The organism is Sphingomonas sp. NFX23 (genome assembly GCF_049887795.1).
GTDB lineage: Bacteria > Pseudomonadota > Alphaproteobacteria > Sphingomonadales > Sphingomonadaceae > Sphingomonas.
This window is the reverse complement of the sequence record NZ_JAGEKH010000003.1, coordinates 195,974-212,367: the sequence shown is the minus strand read 5'-3', so window position 1 is coordinate 212,367 and position 16,394 is coordinate 195,974. Positions and strand designations below refer to the sequence as shown.

Annotated in this window: 19 protein-coding genes and 1 pseudogene; 11 read left to right on the top strand and 9 right to left on the bottom strand. The window is 64.8% G+C overall.

Going from position 1 to position 16,394, the window contains the following annotated elements; all coding sequences use genetic code 11:
* Positions 1-133: 133 nt before the first annotated feature.
* Together J4O76_RS08645 and J4O76_RS08640 are read right to left on the bottom strand one after the other, a co-directional pair.
* On the bottom strand, positions 134-1,675 hold the full coding sequence (locus J4O76_RS08645) for a sensor histidine kinase (RefSeq protein WP_107953733.1): 1,542 nt from the start codon (positions 1,673-1,675) through the stop codon (positions 134-136).
* A gap of 86 nt (positions 1,676-1,761) precedes the next feature.
* Complete coding sequence (locus J4O76_RS08640; RefSeq protein ID WP_162236688.1) at positions 1,762-1,851, bottom strand: NepR family anti-sigma factor; 90 nt, start codon at positions 1,849-1,851, stop codon at positions 1,762-1,764.
* Positions 1,852-2,198: 347 nt separating this feature from the next.
* Here J4O76_RS08640 and J4O76_RS08635 point away from each other — a divergent pair, with 347 nt between their 5' ends.
* The 3 genes from J4O76_RS08635 (at position 2,199) to J4O76_RS08625 (ending at position 3,959) form a co-directional block, all read left to right on the top strand.
* On the top strand, positions 2,199-3,002 hold the full coding sequence (locus J4O76_RS08635; protein ID WP_353464037.1) for a response regulator: 804 nt from the start codon (positions 2,199-2,201) through the stop codon (positions 3,000-3,002).
* Between the two features lie 75 nt (positions 3,003-3,077).
* Positions 3,078-3,215, top strand: a complete 138-nt coding sequence (locus tag J4O76_RS08630; protein ID WP_162236661.1) for a hypothetical protein — start codon at positions 3,078-3,080, stop codon at positions 3,213-3,215.
* Positions 3,216-3,311: 96 nt separating this feature from the next.
* Positions 3,312-3,959 (top strand): sigma-70 family RNA polymerase sigma factor, encoded by a 648-nt coding sequence (locus J4O76_RS08625; protein WP_056489136.1) that lies wholly within the window; start codon positions 3,312-3,314, stop codon positions 3,957-3,959.
* 25 nt (positions 3,960-3,984) lie between these two features.
* Here the strand turns inward: J4O76_RS08625 and J4O76_RS08620 are convergent, their stop codons facing one another.
* Positions 3,985-4,167: a hypothetical protein gene (locus J4O76_RS08620; protein WP_056057498.1), complete on the bottom strand. Its 183-nt coding sequence runs from the start codon at positions 4,165-4,167 to the stop codon at positions 3,985-3,987.
* Between the two features lie 76 nt (positions 4,168-4,243).
* Here J4O76_RS08620 and J4O76_RS08615 point away from each other — a divergent pair, with 76 nt between their 5' ends.
* The 7 genes and pseudogenes from J4O76_RS08615 (at position 4,244) to J4O76_RS08585 (ending at position 10,688) form a co-directional block, all read left to right on the top strand.
* Entirely contained in the window at positions 4,244-6,928 is a 2,685-nt protein-coding gene (locus J4O76_RS08615) for a bifunctional [glutamine synthetase] adenylyltransferase/[glutamine synthetase]-adenylyl-L-tyrosine phosphorylase (RefSeq protein WP_426281330.1), read from the top strand.
* Entirely contained in the window at positions 6,921-7,373 is a 453-nt protein-coding gene (locus J4O76_RS08610; protein ID WP_426281329.1) for a peroxiredoxin, read from the top strand. Before J4O76_RS08615 ends, J4O76_RS08610 begins: the two co-directional genes overlap by 8 nt.
* Positions 7,374-7,816: 443 nt before the next feature.
* A pseudogene (locus tag J4O76_RS08605) lies at positions 7,817-8,413 on the top strand (M23 family metallopeptidase); the annotation flags it as partial.
* Positions 8,414-8,459: 46 nt separating this feature from the next.
* Positions 8,460-8,798: an iron-sulfur cluster insertion protein ErpA gene (erpA, locus tag J4O76_RS08600; RefSeq protein WP_056057508.1), complete on the top strand. Its 339-nt coding sequence runs from the start codon at positions 8,460-8,462 to the stop codon at positions 8,796-8,798.
* Positions 8,799-8,805: 7 nt separating this feature from the next.
* A complete protein-coding gene (xth, locus tag J4O76_RS08595; RefSeq protein ID WP_056057510.1) occupies positions 8,806-9,576 on the top strand; it encodes an exodeoxyribonuclease III in 771 nt (256 codons plus the stop codon).
* The gene (locus J4O76_RS08590; RefSeq protein WP_426281328.1) at positions 9,573-10,361 is read left to right on the top strand and encodes a transporter; all 789 of its coding nucleotides are present in this window, start codon (positions 9,573-9,575) and stop codon (positions 10,359-10,361) included. Before xth ends, J4O76_RS08590 begins: the two co-directional genes overlap by 4 nt.
* Positions 10,362-10,688 carry a hypothetical protein gene (locus tag J4O76_RS08585; RefSeq protein WP_426281327.1) on the top strand — a complete coding sequence of 109 codons (327 nt, stop codon included), beginning with the start codon at positions 10,362-10,364 and terminating at the stop codon, positions 10,686-10,688.
* A gap of 123 nt (positions 10,689-10,811) precedes the next feature.
* Here the strand turns inward: J4O76_RS08585 and J4O76_RS08580 are convergent, their stop codons facing one another.
* Positions 10,812-11,963: an N-acetyltransferase gene (locus tag J4O76_RS08580; RefSeq protein WP_426281326.1), complete on the bottom strand. Its 1,152-nt coding sequence runs from the start codon at positions 11,961-11,963 to the stop codon at positions 10,812-10,814.
* A 177-nt stretch (positions 11,964-12,140) separates the two neighbouring features.
* Here J4O76_RS08580 and J4O76_RS08575 point away from each other — a divergent pair, with 177 nt between their 5' ends.
* A complete protein-coding gene (locus J4O76_RS08575) occupies positions 12,141-13,250 on the top strand; it encodes a fatty acid desaturase family protein (RefSeq protein WP_426281841.1) in 1,110 nt (369 codons plus the stop codon).
* A 45-nt stretch (positions 13,251-13,295) separates the two neighbouring features.
* Here J4O76_RS08575 and J4O76_RS08570 read toward each other — a convergent pair whose 3' ends face one another.
* The 5 genes from J4O76_RS08570 to J4O76_RS08550 are packed head-to-tail and all read right to left on the bottom strand — an operon-like array spanning position 13,296 to position 16,338.
* Entirely contained in the window at positions 13,296-14,054 is a 759-nt protein-coding gene (locus J4O76_RS08570) for a hypothetical protein (protein ID WP_426281325.1), read from the bottom strand.
* Positions 14,051-14,818, bottom strand: a complete 768-nt coding sequence (locus J4O76_RS08565; RefSeq protein ID WP_426281324.1) for an alpha/beta hydrolase family protein — start codon at positions 14,816-14,818, stop codon at positions 14,051-14,053. The genes J4O76_RS08570 and J4O76_RS08565 overlap by 4 nt, the downstream gene beginning before the upstream one ends.
* Before the next feature lie 20 nt (positions 14,819-14,838).
* Complete coding sequence (locus tag J4O76_RS08560; protein ID WP_426281323.1) at positions 14,839-15,768, bottom strand: alpha/beta fold hydrolase; 930 nt, start codon at positions 15,766-15,768, stop codon at positions 14,839-14,841.
* Between the two features lies 1 nt (position 15,769).
* Positions 15,770-15,973, bottom strand: a complete 204-nt coding sequence (locus tag J4O76_RS08555; RefSeq protein WP_426281321.1) for a helix-turn-helix transcriptional regulator — start codon at positions 15,971-15,973, stop codon at positions 15,770-15,772.
* A complete protein-coding gene (locus J4O76_RS08550; protein WP_426281319.1) occupies positions 15,970-16,338 on the bottom strand; it encodes a hypothetical protein in 369 nt (122 codons plus the stop codon). Before J4O76_RS08550 ends, J4O76_RS08555 begins: the two co-directional genes overlap by 4 nt.
* Positions 16,339-16,394: the final 56 nt, after the last annotated feature.

Sequence of the window (16,394 nt, the reverse complement as noted above, 5' to 3'; positions counted from 1 at the left end):
TAGCGAGAGCGGGGGGGCATAAAGTCGCTATCCGAAGTGTAGAACGGCAAGGGCGATGGTCGGTTCCCGCTTTTCTTCGAATCTATTCAATTAAATGCGTCGTTTGATTTCGATCAGACGATTGGAGGCGGACTTAGTCGCGCCCTGTAATAGCGAAGGCAATCTCGTACGCGCCAACCAGTGGATCGTGGTGGAGAGGCGACCGCAACTGGCGGGACAGGCCTTCCATCACGCGACCATAGCGCGACAGGGCCTCTCGGAACGCATCGCTCTCGACCAGCGCACGCGAAACAACGCGGACAACAGCCCGGTCGGGTTTGTCGGCAAGCTTGTCGGCCGGCTTCACCACGATCCTGATCTGAGCCGCCGGATCGCAGCTCATCGCCAGTTCGATCGTCTCCGTCACCAGGAATGCCAGCGCGACCGCGACGTCCTGGTTGACCAGATACGGATCGATATCGAGCGTGATGCCCAGGCCGTGCGAGCGATCCGACGCGGTCGCGCGGATATTGGCGGAAAGCTCGCCGATCATCGTCCGCAGGTTCAGGCCCCGGTTTTCCTCGAGCTCGGCGAAGTGATTGCGGTGAACCACGGCCAGCGCATCGACGCGGCGCTGGATCGACGAATAGGCGGCGGTGGCGTCGGGGCTGGGGGCGCTGCGGGCGTGAAAGTTGATCAGGCTGGAGATGACCTGAAGGTTGTTCTTCACCCGGTGGTGCACCTCGCGCGTAAGCTTGGTCTGGCGCACGAGTCCTTCGGCAAGGCCGGCCTCGTGCAGCGCAACCGTCCGGCTGATCGACTGGAAAGTTTCTCCCAGTTCGCGAATTTCCTGTGCGGGCAACGTGTGGACGGTGCCGAAGTCGAGTTCCTCGCCGGGTGTGAAGGCGGCCACCGCCCCGCGCAGGCGACGGAGCGGGCGGATCAGAAGCCGGTCGACCACGAACCACGCTATGCTCGCCGCGGCGATCCACATCAGCAGCGGCAACAGCATCGCCACGATCAGCGACGACGTCACAGGCGCACTGCGAATGCTCGTCCGCAGGGCGAGCCCGGCGACACCGAGTTCGGTCCGCATCGTCTCCATGCGATCGAGCGGGCGCTCGTCGGCGATCGTCTCGAGGTGAAGCGCGTCCTCGTCGAGTACGATCGCGCTGCTGAATGCCGACGCTCGAGTCGAGGGACGTCCGATCTTCTCCAGGAACGCGCGTGGGAAGAAGGCGCGGGCGGATGTGTCGCCGCTAGGGCCGGAAATCGCGAGGATGAGTCCGTTGTCGGGAACGATCGCTGCGGCGACGGGCATGTTGTCCTGCCGCACGGTCACCGGGTTGGGCAGCGGAACGCCGCACAGGACATGGCCGGCGCGGTCGGTGATGATGAAGCGCGTACCAGCCGACGACTGCTGGGCGAACACGCCCTGAGCGCGCGCGCAACTCGGGGCATCGGCAGGATCGGTCCCCAGCGCGTTCACCGCAACCCGAAGCGCGGTCATGTCGCCGACGAGTTCGATCGCGATGGCGCGCGCGCTTTCGTCCGCCGTCACGCGCAACCGAGCACGCGCCTCCGCGTCGGCCAGTCGCGTCGTCTGCAACGTGGCAAACACGGCGATCAGGGCCAGCGGCAGAAGAGCCGCGCTGATAATCAGGAAAAGTTTGGCGCCGGTAGGCAAACTGCCCATCGCAGACAACAAGCGGCGTTTATCTAGCGGCGCTGGCTCCGGGGAGGTCGTATCTGAAGCGGTCGCTATGGGCTCGCGGCCCACCGTCAGTCCAGCTTGCCGAGGAGTTCGAGAAGGTCGTCCGGGATCGTCTCGTCCACGGTCTTCTGATACACCGAACGCAGCGCCGAACCCATTTGTTGGTCCTTATCAGGGACCTTGGCGGGCTTCGTTGCAGGCACTGTCTTCTCCGTGTCGTGGCCCAAACTCAAAATTTCCCCCTGCACGACGCAAACCAATATGTGATGACGAGCAAAACTGCGCCCATGGGCACCGGACTACATACTCGCGAAAGATGTTCGTGAAACCAAATAGCGTCTGGATGGTTCCACACCCGAGCGAAAAATACGCATCTCCGCTCGATCGCGGCCGATACCTGGCGGCGATGGCGTGGACACGGGGCATTTTCGACCGACACCATTGCAATGACGCGAGCCACCCGACACATGAGGGGCCGCGTAGGATCAGGGAGTATTCGTTACCCATGTCTCTTGGACAGCAACTTGCACCGCACCTTCCATTTTTGCGGCGCTATGGCCGGGCCCTGACCGGCAGCCAGATGCACGGCGACAAATACGTGCGCGCCACGCTCGAGGCGATCGTCGCCGCACCCGAAGAATTTCCCCGCGACGTCGATCCCCGTCTTGGTCTGTACCGGATGTTCCAGGCGATCTGGAACTCGGCGAACTTCGACGAGGTTGGTGACGAGAGCGTCGGCGATGCGGAGGGTCACGAAGCCGTTGCTCGTGCCCGTCTCGCCCGGATGACTCCGCTGTCGCGTCAGGCACTGCTGCTGACCGCGATGGAAGGTTTCACGCCTGAGGACGCTGCGTATCTGATCGAGGTCGACACCAGCGAGGTCGACGATCTGGTTGCGGATGCGTTGTCCGAGATCGAAAACCAGACTCGCGCCAAGGTTCTCATCATCGAGGACGAGCCGATCATCGCCATGGATATCGAGACGATCGTCCGCGATCTCGGCCACGACGTCACTGGCGTTGCGGTCACGCGTGACGAAGCCGTCGCGCTGGCGATGGAAACGCGTCCCGGTCTCGTTCTTGCGGACATCCAGCTCGCCGACGACAGCTCGGGCATCGACGCGGTCAAGGACATCCTGGCCGAATTCGAGGTCCCGGTGATCTTCATCACCGCGTTCCCCGAGCGTTTGCTGACCGGTGAGCGTCCCGAGCCGACGTTCCTGATCACCAAGCCGTTCCAGCGGTCGACCGTGAAGGCCGCGATCAGCCAGGCACTGTTCTTCGACCAGGCGACCGTCCCGACCGCCTGAAGGCGGCGGCGCGTATCGGGTTCGTGACCGCAAGACGGTTACGGACCCAAAACGTTTTTCGTGAGTTTGGTGATTATGGCTGATCCGAACGAACCAATTCATATCGATACCGAGGATGCACGGGCTGGCGCCACGCCGCACATGACCCGGTACATCCTGGCGATCTCCCTGGTCTTGGTCATTGTTATCTTTGGCTTTATAATCCTGCGCTGAGCTGCATTATGAACGGGTCGCTGGTATTTCCCGCGGCCTGTGCCTATGTCTGTCGTCCGTGTACGGCAGTGTTTTATCGGGATTGATCGGATTACCATGACCCAGCCTGCTTCGCCCGTGGATGACGAAATCGAGAACGTTGTCGAGCCGGTTGAGCATGTTTCCTTGTCGGATGCCGAGTTCAAGGTTCAGCTTGCCCAGGTGATCCCGCATTTGCGCGCATTCGGTCGCTCGTTGTCGGGTAGCCGCGATCTCGCCGACGATCTCGTACAGGAAACGCTGCTCAAGGCATGGGCCGCCCGTCTTCGGTTCCAGGCTGGGACGAACATGCGCGCGTGGACGTTCATCATTCTTCGCAATCTGTATCTGTCACAGATGCGCCGGGCGCGCTTCAAGGGCGAGTGGGATGATCTGGTCGCCGACCGCATCCTGGCCGCTCCTGCTAGCCAGGACCGTCACGTCGAGCTAGGTGACATGCAGCGCGCGTTGATGCATTTGCCTCAGCCGCAGCGCGAGGCGTTGATCCTTGTGGGCGCGGGTGGCTTCGCGTATGAAGAAGCCGCGGAAATTTGCAGCGTAGCCGTCGGGACTATCAAAAGCCGCGTTGCGCGTGGTCGCGTTGCCCTCGAAACGATCCTCACCGATGGTTCGCTACCATCGCGACGCGATCATGAGACGGACACGAGCAAGACCGCACTTGATTCGATCATGGGCGATGTCGAAGAACTAAGCCGCGGTCGCTAAACCCAACTAACGAATGCCGCATTGCTCAATTGAGGCGATGCGGCATGGCGTCCAGACGGCGCAACATCATCATCATATCATCGGGTACCGAGTGCGTGTCGTCGAACGCGCCACGCAGCGCGTGACCGATCACGTCGGTCGCGCGGGGGCGGCGCACGACCTGTTGGCCGTTCTCTTCGCGCCTGATCGTGAGGAATGCGTAAGTCATGTTCGCTACAACGGGCCAATAGCGTTTTCGTTGCTTTGTCGTGACACGCGTCGGCAGCGGATTATAGCGATGTCGCATGGCTTTAGTCTCACCTGAACTGGCGATAAACGCCGCGCTGGACCGCGCAAGACTTTGGTCCCCATTCCTGGCGATGGTCCTCAACCGTGAGCCGGACTTGGCGCGATCGCTGGCAGCCGGAAAGCTGGACCTCTCCTTGTCGAGTGCCGAAGCCGACATGCCGGTCGCGCGTCGCCTACGGATCGAACGGCGCGCAATGGCGCTTAACGTCGCGATCGGCGATCTGGCAGGCGTTCTCGACCTTACCGCAGTGACCGGCGCGCTGACCCGCTTTGCCGACTATGCGCTCGACACCGCAATCCGCACCGCGATCGAGGAGCGGACCCCCGGCGCCGAACCACGCGGCTTCGTCGCGATCGCACTGGGCAAGCAGGGCAGCAGCGAACTCAACTACTCGTCGGACATCGATCCGATCCTGTTGTTCGACCCGGCGACGCTGCCCCGACGTCCGCGCGAGGAACCGGAAGAGGCGGCGGTCCGGATTGGCAAGCGCGTCGTCGAACTGCTCCAGGCGCGCGATGGCGACGGTTACGTCCTGCGCGTGGACCTCCGCCTGCGACCCTCGCCCGAGATCACGCCGATCGCGCTGCCGGTCGATGCAGCGATCGGCTATTACGAGGCGCAGGCGCTGCCATGGGAGCGTGCTGCCTTCATTCGCGCACGTGCGGCGGCAGGGGACATCGCGCTAGGCCAGCGATTTCTCGACGCGATCCGTCCGTTCGTCTGGCGTCGCGCGCTCGATTTCGGCGCGATCGGCGAAATCCGCGGTATTTCCGCCCGGATCCGCGATCATCATTCGCAAGGCCAGGCATTCGGCCCCGGCTATGATCTCAAGCGTGGGCGCGGCGGCATCCGTGAGGCCGAGTTCTTCGCGCAGATCCGCCAGCTGATCCACGGCGGTCGCGATCCCGCCCTGCGTGCGCCCGCCACCCGCGATGCTCTATCCCGGCTGGCCGAAGCAGGCTGGATCGGCACGGATGAATCGACTGCGTTGATCGACGGCTACACGCTGCTCCGAACGATCGAGCACCGCGTCCAGATGATCGACGATCGCCAGACGCACGCCTTGCCGACCGGCGACGCGCTCGACCGCGTGGCGAAACTGCACGGGCTGGACGATTCGGGCGCCCTGTTGGCTCTGCTCGAACCGCGTGTCACGGCGACCGGCCGGATCTACGACGCGCTCGACGACACCGTCCGCCCCGCATTCTCGCATGACGCTGTAACGCTGGAAGCCGACCTAGCCGAAGCGGGCTTCGATGAGCCCGAGTCGGCACGTCGGCGGATCGAGGCATGGCGAGGGGGCGCCTATCCTGCGCTGCGCAGTCCGGCCGCGCGTGAAGCACTGGAGGCGGTATTGCCCACGCTCGTCCCCGCGCTGGCGACTGCGCCCGTTCCGCAGGCGGCGCTGCTCCGGCTCGATGCGCTGCTCGAACGCTTGCCTAGCGCGATCAACATCTTCCGCTTGTTGGAGGCGCGTCCGGGCTTGGCAACGTTGCTTGCCGCCATCCTGAGCCATGCGCCCACGCTCGCGGACGATCTCGGCCGCCGCCCCGATCTGCTCGACGGGCTGATCGATGCGACGGCGTTCGAGCGGGTCGGCGATGTCGCGGCGCTCGAAGCGATCATGCGCGCGGGCGAGGCGGGCGGCGACTATCAGTCCCGGCTCGACCATGTCCGGCGCGTCGTCGGCGAGCTGCGATTCGCGCTCGGGGCACAGATTGTCGCCGGTGCGTCCGATCCGCTCGACGTCGCGGCAGGCTATGCACGCGTCGCGGAGGCGGCAATCGGCGTCCTTGCAACCGCGACGATCGACGAATTCGCCAAGGTCCATGGCCGCGTGCCGGAGAGCGAACTCGTCGTGCTGGCGCTAGGTCGGATGGGCGGCGCGATGCTCACCCACGCGTCCGATCTCGATCTCATCTATCTGTTTACGGGCGATTTCGCAGCCGAGTCCGACGGCCCGAAGCCGCTTGGCGCAACGCTCTATTACAATCGTCTCGCACAGAGGCTGACCGGCGCGCTGTCGGTCGCGACCGCCGCGGGCCCGCTGTACCAGATCGACACCCGGTTGCGGCCATCGGGCGGGCAGGGGCCGCTGGTCGTCACGCTCGACAGCTTCGCCCGCTACCAGCGCGAGGATGCCTGGACCTGGGAGCACATGGCGCTCACTCGCGCCCGCCCGGTGTTCGGATCGGCCAACGCTCGGGATGCTGTGGCGGCGATCGTCCGCGGCGTGCTCGAAGGCGATCGACCGGCGCGCGACGTGATCGCCGACGCGCGGACGATGCGCAACGACATGGCCGCGCACAAGCCGCCCCAGGGCGCGCTCGACGCCAAGCTGCTCCCCGGTGGCCTCGTCGATCTCGAATTCGCCACCCACGTGGTTCAGCTTGTAAACAAGGCCGGCTTCGATCCCAATCTAGGCTGCGCGATCGATGCGTTGATCCGGGAAGGGCTGGTCCCGCCGTCACTTCGACCGGCGCACGACGTCCTCACGCGTTTGCTCGTGACGTTGCGGCTCGTCGCACCCGATGCCGCGCCGCCAGGGCATGCCACGGAGGATCTCATCGCCCGCGCGATCGGGGTGGCGGACTGGCCGGCGGTGGTTGCCACGCTCGAAACGAGGCGGCAGGAGGTCCGCCAGTTCTGGGCACAGGTGACGGGAGAGCAGGATGGATGAAGGATCGAAGATCCCTGACGTGTCGGTGACGATCGATGACGCGGTGGTTTCGCTGGCAAGCCTCGGCACGCCGCTGGTGGTGTACTTCTATCCGAAGAACGACACAGCCGGTTGTACCACTGAAGCGAAGGACTTTTCTGCACTTTCCGACGCGTTCGAAACGGCGGGCGTAACCGTCGTCGGCGTATCGAAAGACAGTGCCGCATCGCACGCAAAATTCACCGCAAAACATGGACTTGCGGTCCAGCTTGCCAGCGATGTCGAAGGTGTTGCCTGCGAGGCTTTCGGCGTGTGGGTCGAGAAGGCGATGTACGGCCGCAAGTACATGGGCATCGAGCGCGCGACGTTCCTGTTCGGCGCCGACGGCACGCTGGCCAAGGCTTGGCACAAGGTCCGTGTGGCGGGGCATGCCGAGGCGGTTCTGGCCGCCGCCAAGGCGCTCTGAACAGCCCGCAGTAACGTTTGGAGATTCGCCGACATTTCACGTCCGATGTCGTCGTTGGCTTCCTGTTCCCTCGCAATCGTCCCAATTCGCATCAACTCGCCGCATCAACCTGCCGCTCCGCCGCGCCGACCGTGCGGGGCTATTGCCCGGAACGGCGGTATCCGGCCTAACCCAGAGTGTCTGGTGCGCGGAGGGGCTGCGAGTCAGGACAGAGTTTCGGAGCCGTCCGCCTTGAAGCGAACGGCCCTGCATTTTTGTGTCGGGGACCAATGGTCGAATTTACCGCAGCAGCCATCGTGACGCGCCTCAAGGCCGTGTCGATGGTGTCCAAGTCGTTCACGTTCCGCCGGTTGGCGATCGCCGCAACCATGATGGGGATGACCACGGTCGGCACGACCGCCCAGGCTCAGGTCGTCGCTTCCAAAATAGCGCACCACGTCGCTGCAACCGGTGGTCCGATGATCGCCGCGAATACTGAGGAAGCCACCGCCGATCTCCGCGCCGATGCGCAGTTCCGCACGCTGTTCCAGACCTGGAAGAAGCTCGACGCGACGCAGCAGGGTGTGATCGCGATCCCGTCGGTTCAGCCGGTCCACTCACTTTCGTTCACCAGCAATTTCGGCATTCGCTCCGATCCGTTTCGCGGCACCGCGGCGATGCATGCCGGCGTCGACATTCCCGGCCCGGTCGGCACGCCGATCTACGCCACCGCCGACGGCATCATCGCGCACGCCGGTCGCCAGGGCGGCTACGGCAACATGGTCGAGATCAGCCACGGCAAGGGCATCGCGACGCGCTACGGCCATCTGTCGAAGATCCTCGTCGGCGACAACGCCCGCGTCGTTCGCGGCCAGCTGATCGCACTGATGGGCTCCACCGGCCGCTCGACCGGCTCGCACCTTCACTATGAAGTCCGCATCGACGGCCACGCGGTCAACCCGGTGCCGTTCCTGACGACCGCGGATTACCTCCTCGCCGCACAGGATCGCTCGGTAAACGCGATCCCGGTCTCCACCGGTGGCCCCGCCGCGCAGGACTGATCAACCCAAGGTTGCCGCAGGTTCCGCAACCTCCTATCTCCACAGCATGGCAACGCTGGTTCAAGACATCATCCTAACCCCCTCCGCTGCGGCGCGCGTCGCGGCGATCGCCGTCAAGCAGGGGAAGCCGGCGATCCTGCGTCTCTCGGTCGACGGCGGCGGCTGTTCCGGGTTTCAGTACAAGTTCGGGTTCGCCGATTCGGTCGAGTCCGACGACGTGATCGCCGAGCATGATGGCGTGAAGCTCGTCGTCGACAGCGTCAGCATCGATCTCGTGCGTGGTTGCGCGGTTGACTACGTCGAGTCGCTCGCCGGTGCCGCATTCAAGGTCGAGAACCCCAACGCCGCATCGGGTTGCGGCTGCGGCTCCAGCTTCTCGGTTTGAGACTGCCATGAAAATCGTCACGTACAACGTCAACGGCATCAAGGCGCGGTTGCCGCGGCTGATCGAGTATCTCACCGAAGATCAGCCCGACATCGTCTGTCTCCAGGAACTCAAGTCGAGCGACGACACCTTCCCGATCGCCGACATCGAGGCCGCCGGCTACGGCGCGGTCTGGCATGGCCAGAAGGCCTGGAACGGCGTCGCGATCCTCGCGAAGAGCGGCACGCCCGTCGTCCGCCAGCGCGGTCTCGAAGGCGAACCAGAGGACGAGCACAGCCGTTATATCGAGGCGGAGATCGACGGCCTGATCGTCGCCGCGCTCTATCTGCCCAACGGCAACCCGCAACCCGGCCCGAAGTTCGACTATAAACTCCGCTGGATGGACCGCCTCGCGGCTCGCGCGCGCGTCCTGCTCGCGGAGGAAAAGCCGGCCATCCTCGCCGGCGACTACAACGTTATCGCCAACGACGACGATACCTTCTCGGTTCGCGCGATGCAGGACGACGCGCTCATGCAGCCCGAAAGCCGCGAGCATTACCGCGCGCTCGTCGCACAGGGCTGGACCGACGCGCTCCGCACGCAATTCCCCAAGGGCGGCGTCTGGACGTTCTGGGACTACCAAGCGGGTGCTTGGCAGCGCGACGCCGGGTTCCGGATCGATCACCTGCTGCTGAGCCCGCAGGCCGCCGACCGGATGATCGATGCCGGCGTCGACAAGGCCTATCGCGGGCGCGAAAAGGCCAGCGATCACGCGCCGACCTGGGTCCGCCTGCGATGAGGCGCCTGCTTCTCGTTATCGCCTTGGCGAGCCTGTCCGGCGCGGCGATGGCGCAGGACCGCGAATATTGCCCCGATCGTCCTGGCATCGACACGCCGGCCTGCACGATCGCGCCGGGCAAGATCTCGGTCGAGACGTCGATCGCGGACTGGACGCGCGACGACCAGCCCGGCTCGCGCGAGGATAATATCCTGTTCGGCGACACGCTGGTTCGCGTCGGCGTCAGCGACTCGATCGAGGCGCGGATCGGCTGGACGCCGTTCGGGCACGACCGGATGCGTGATTCGACCGGCGTGGATTCGGTCAACGGGGTCGGTGACGTGTCGCTTGGGATGAAGGCGAACCTCCACAATCCCGACGGCGCCGGCTTGTCGGTATCGGTGCTGCCGTTCGTGACGCTGCCGGTCGGCCGCTCGTCGATCGGCGCGGGTGATTGGGGTGCAGGGTTCCTCGTTCCCGTGACCTACGAAATCTCCGACACGGTCTCGCTCGACCTGACGCCGGAGATCGACGCGGCGGTCGATCAGGACGGCAACGGCCGGCATCTCGCGTACAGTTCGACGGCTGGCCTTGCGGTGAAACTCGACAAGGCCTTCACGCTGACCGGCGAAATGCAGGCGCTCCGCGACGACGATCCGCAGGAGCATGAGACGCAAGCCGTCGCGGCCCTGTCGCTCGCATGGATGGCGAACGACAATCTCCAGTTCGACCTATTCGGCGCAGCGGGGTTGAACGGGAACACCCCGGATGCGCGGGTCTACGCCGGCATATCCCGGCGCTTCTAGATGCTGGCCGGCCTGCTCCTGCTCCAAGCGGTAGCCGGGCCGCCGCTTCCACCTGAATTGCGCAAGCGGACTATTAAGCCGACGATGCCGTGTCCGGTCCAGATCGATCCCGATGGCGAAATCGTCGTCTGCGCACGTTCGCCCGACCAAAGGCTGGCGACGCTTCCCGAACCGGTCCAGCCGCCGCGGGGTGACCCGCTGTCGTTCCGGCTGCCGGGTGGCGGCAAGGGGAATGTCCACGCGATCCGAACGCAGCTACCCGGCGCAAGCGGGCAGGGGGCTGCAGTCACCCTCAAGCTTCCGTTCGGCAATGGGAAACGGGAGTAGGGGGCAGCAACAACCGTCGGGTCCAGCCTCCTTGTTCTCCCGCGAAGGCGGGAGCCCAGTCTGGATCCCCGCCTTCGCGGGGAAACACCCTGTTTTTCGGTGAAAGAATGTCGCCGCCCTGCCCTAAAGCGCCCGCTCGTACACCTGGTACACCTTGTTCACCCGGCTCTCGATCGTCTCGGCGATCGACCGCATCCCTTGGTTGTCGTCGAGAATCCAGCCGATTTCAGCCCGCTGCGCCCCGTAATTCTCGACCGAGGCACGGCGGATATATTCGATCATCATGAAGGCCAGCTGGCTCGCCATGCGCGACGCCTGCAACTCCTTCACCACCCCCATCAGCGGCACGCGCACCGTCCGCACCTTGGGTTTGCGCAGCCACCACAACAGCTTCGCCCAACCGAACGGCAACAGGCTGCCGTTCAGCGGCTTGATGGCCTCGTTGAGGTCCGGCAGCGTGATCATGAACGCGACCGGCCTGCCGTCCAGCTCGGCGATCCGGATCAGGTCGTTGAACACGATCGGCTTCAGCTTCACGCCGACGTCCTTGATCTCCGGCGGGGTCAGCGGCACGAAACCCCAATTGTCGCGCCAAGCGTCGTTGAGGATCGACAGGATGATCGCCGCCTCCTCCTCGAACTTGGCCTTGTCGACGTTGCGCACGCTGATCCGCGGGTTCTTCTCGCCCGATTTGATGATGCGCTGGACGATCGGCGGGAACTGCTTGGTAACGTCGACCTCATAGGTCATCAGCTGCTTGATCGGGCGGTACTGCGCCCATTCGATCCAGCCGCGATATTCGCGCTTGGCGTGGCCCATCATGATCGTCGGCGGATGGTCGTATCCGTCGATCAGCAGGCCCGGCTCCTCCCAGATCGACATGCTGATCGGCCCGAGCGCCCGCGTCATGCCCTGCTCGCGCAGCCACGTTTCGGCGCGCTCCAGCAGCGCCTGGAACACGTCCTGCCGCTCCGCTTCCATCAGCCCCCATTGGCCGACACCAGGCCCGAACCCCTGCTCGGGCGGCATCGTCAGCGCGAGTGTATCGATATGCGCCGAGATCCGCCCGACCACGCGACCGTCCTCTTCTGCAAGGAACAACTGCGCCTTGGCATGGCTGAACCAGCCGTTCTTCTCGGGCGTGATAAGTCCCAGCGCTTCCGACTTCAAGGGCGGCACCCAATTGGGATCGTCGGCATAGAGACGGAACGGCAGATCGATGAAGATCTTGCGGTCCTTCTTGGTCTCGACCGGTCGAATGATGAGCTTGGCCATGTCGTGTTCCCAAATACGCAGTTGCGCGTGTCTACCCAGCGAAGCGAATAAAGGCGAGTGACACGTGCGTCATCGCAAGACCCTGTCAGAGTGATCGGGTTTCCTCCGCCACGGCGGCATCCGTGCGGCCTGTAAATGCCACGGTACCGCCACTATCTTCGGGCAATGGATATGCCCATGGACACATCGCTCAGCCTCGCTCGCGGCACGGCCGCTCCAGCTTCCACTCCCGCGGGTTCGCCCCCTGTCGGAGGGGTGGAGCGCGTTGCCGACGACAAGGCGATGCTGCGTGCAGCCGCAGACCTGACGCGCGATCTGGTGAAGCCGCGCCCGGCGATTTACTGGGCCGACCTGATCGCATCGATGGTGGTCGGCTACGGTGCACTGGCAGTGGCGGCCACCTCGACGTCGACGCCAGTGGTGATCGTTGCCGGCATCGTGGCGATGCTAGGGCTCTACCGTGGTTTGAGCTTCATCCACGAAGTCAGCCACATGAAGCATGCGTCCGTCCCGAACTTCCGGCTCGGCTGGAACGTTCTGGTCGGCATTCCGCTGTTGACCCCGTCCTTCATGTACGAGGGCGTCCACAACCTCCATCACGCCAAGACTCGCTACGGCACGGTCGAGGATCCCGAATATTTGCCGCTCGCGCTCATGAAGCCGTGGACGCTGCCCCTGTTCATCGTCGTGTCGGCGCTCGCACCGATCGCGCTGCTGATCCGGTTCGCAATCCTGTCGCCGATCTCGCTGCTGTCGCCCAAGCTGCGGACGATGATCGTCGAGCGCTATTCGGCGCTTGCGATCAACCCGCAGTTCCGCCGTCGCGCGCCCGAAGGCGAGGCGAAGGTATATTGGGATCGGCTCGAGATCGCCGCGAGCCTGTGGGCGATCACGCTGATCGCGATCACTGTGACCGGCGTTTTGCCCCTGCGCGCGTTCGTGACGATCTTCGCGGTCGCATCGGCGTTCGCGGTGCTTAACCAGGTCCGCACGCTGGTCGCGCATCTTTGGGAGAATGACGGCGAGCCGATGACGGTGACCGCGCAGTATCTCGACACGGTCAACGTCCCGCCGCCGGCGTTGCTGCCCGCGCTCTGGGCACCTGTGGGTCTGCGCTACCACGCGCTGCATCACCTGTTGCCGGGTCTACCCTACCACGCACTCGGCGAGGCTCACCGGCGGATTACCGCCGAACTCGACGCGCTCTCGCCGTATCACAAGGCGAGCTATCCCGGTCTGCCCGATCTGGTGAGTAAGATCGCACGCAGCACGATGGTCCGCCGCTGATCAGAATGCCGGGCCGGTCGCGAACGACCGGCCCAACCGTCGAGATTATTTCGCAGCGTCGAACTGCTTGAGCGCCATGACCGCGTTGCGTCCGACATCGCTCGTCGGCGACAATTTCGCAGCCGTTCCCCATGCCTCCCGCGCAGCCGCTTCGTCGCCAGCCGACGCCGCAATGTTCCCCGCTTCCAACTGAACCGACGCATCGTCGGCCGAGCGCTTCAACGCCTGTGCGATATCTGCTTTGGCGCGCGGAATGTTGCTCATCCGACGGGCTAGCGTCGCCGACAACAGCCACGCGAGCGGGTCGGCGCCGGCGGTGGTCAGCGCCAGATCGAGATCGCTCCGCGCCGCATCAAGCTCGCCCGCCGCGACCAGCGCGCGCGCATGATCGAGTTGCGCTTCACCCAGCGGCAGTCCGGTCAGCGACCCGGCGGTAAGCGCCGAATCGAGCGCGACACGCGCCTTGGCGGGCTGCCCCGAGGCGAGCCAAGCATTGCCCGCCTGTGCCCAATAATTGGCTGCGCGCGTGTCCTTCGCGATCTGAGCCTCCCGCGCCGCTTCCTCGAATTCGGCTGCTGCCGACGGCCAATTCTTTTCGGCGGCGAAGGCGAGCCCGGCGCATTGCCGCGCGAAATACCGTCCCCCGCTGATCCGCCAGCGGCCCGCCTCGGCGCGTGCAGCGGCGGGATCGCTCTGTGTCAGGGCGACGCACCGGGCGAACCGATCGCCCTGCGCATCGACGGGACCGGTGGTGGCATTGGGGGCGGCGGCCTGCGCAGCGGCAAGCAACATTATCAGGATCATAAGGCGGCGATCACATCCTCGACCGCCCGGATGATAAGGGAAATGTCGCTATCGCGCGACAGGCGGTGGTCGCCGTCCTTGACCAGCCACGTCTGCACGTCGGCTGAACGCAACAGCTCGGCAAGGCGCGCGGTACGATGCCACGGCACGTCCGGATCGCGCTGCCCCTGGACCAGCCGGACCGGACCATCGAACGCGATCTCGCCGAACATTAGCCGATTAGCCTCGCCCGACGACCAGAACGGCCGCGTATAGACCGTCGGCTCAGGGCCATACGGGTTCTTGCGCTCGATCCGGCCATTGCTCAGCAACGCCATCTTTTCGTCGGTGGTGAAGCCCCAGTCGGTGAAGTCGGGTGCCGGCGCGATCCCGACCAGCCCCTTGACCAGGTCGGGCCGCATCTTGGCCGCCAGCAGCATCAGCCAGCCGCCCATCGACGATCCGACGAGGATCGCCGAATCCTCCACCAGCGCATCGATCATCGCCAGCACGTCGTCGCGCCAGTCGACCAGCGTCTGATCCTCGAACGCGCCTTCGCTCTGCCCGCAGCCACCATAATCGAACCGCAGGAACGCGCGCCCCTCGGACTTCGCCCACGCCTCAAGCGTCACGGCCTTGGTCCCCATCATGTCGGATGCATAGCCTGACAGGAACACGATCGTCGGTCCCGTCACGCCCTCGGCCGCAGGCGTGTGATGATAGGCGAGGCGAGGGCGCTCCTTGGCGGGCGGCGTCGGTGCAGGCGGGGTGGCGGTATCGGTCATGCCGACACCTTAGCCGCCCCTCAGTCGCGGAGAAAGGCGTCGAGTGCAGCCTGGAACGCGGCAGGCTGATCCAGCATCACGAAATGCGCCGCGTCGCCGATATCGACGAAGGTCACGTGCGGTGCCGTCGCGTAAGCCTTCCGATAGAGCGCATCGGCGACGGGCTTGGTCGGCCCCGCCGCGTTCCACGGATAGACGAGCGTAATCGGCGCTGCGATCGACGCCATGTCGGGACGCAGGTCGGTCGTCAGGTCCTCGTACATCGCCTGCGCCGAGACGCGCACATCCGCGTTGGCCGCCCAATCGGCAACCGCCGCGCGCGACGCGGGCTTCAGTGCCATGCGCGCGGCTAGCGCCACGTTCGCCGCCGGGTTCGCCGGCTTGCCGTACGCCGCCGCCATGCCGGCGCGCATCGCCTTGGCCTGTGGTTCGAGCGCCGCAACCGTCGCACCAGGCGCGAATATCTCGCCGATATACGGCAGCGAATCGACGATCATCAGCTTGCCGACGTCCTCGGGATGCGCCTTGGCCAGCATCAGCGCGACCAGCCCACCCATCGAATGCCCGACGATGGCCGGCTTGCCGAGCTTCGACTGGGCGATCAGCGTGTGCAGGTCGGCGACGATCCCATCGAGGATGCCAGGCGACAGGTTCGCGCGCGGATCGTCGCCGCCGAAGCCGTTGGCCTGCACGACATACACCCGGTGCGACTTTGCTAGGGTAGGAACGACGCCCGCCCATACCGCGCGCGGCGACGACAGCCCTGGAACGAGGATCACCGGCGTGCCCTTGCCGATCGTCTGCACCGAGATATGCGGCATTTGAGTCTCGGCCGCATCGACCTTCGGCGTGGCGGCCGTCGCAGCCTGTGCGTGGCCCGCGGCGGGACTCAAGACGATCATCAGCGTCACGGCGGTCGCTGCAAGGCGAGCTTTGAAGTGCGAAATCATGTCACGGCTCCTTCGACGGGCTGGTGAAGATATCCTCGATCGCGAGGTCGAACAGTTCGGCGATCTTGAACGCGAGCGGCAGCGACGGATCGTAGCGCCCCGTCTCGATCGCGTTTACGCTCTGCCGCGAGACTTCGAGACGGTCGGCGAGGTCGCCCTGGCTCCAGTCCCGCTCGGCGCGCAGCACCTTGAGGCGGTTCTTCATGAGCGGCCGGTCCGCACCGCGAAGATATTGACACAACCGCCCAGCATTAGTCCGGCAAACCATAGGATACCGGCTGCATAGGCGGGGATGTGCACAGCCAAGCCGAAGCTTTCTAGAAATCCCCAGATCGTCGTCGCCGAAAGCATGAAGCCAGTCGCGATCAGCGTCTTTCTGATCGTGAGCATTCGGATATATTCGTCCGGCTCGTCAGTGAGATAGCGACCCCAGGCCAGAAAAATTCCGACCAGTGGCAGCGCCGGCAGAATGGCGGCGGCATACGCGAGGGCCCCGTGGGGCGGACGGGTCCTGAACAGAGCAACGATGCCAAACAGCGCGCCCATGTAGGCGAGGCTGAGGCCCAACACGGTGTAATTGTAACGGCGGAGAGCGGGACTCTTATGCATGGTCAAGTGTCCTTTCG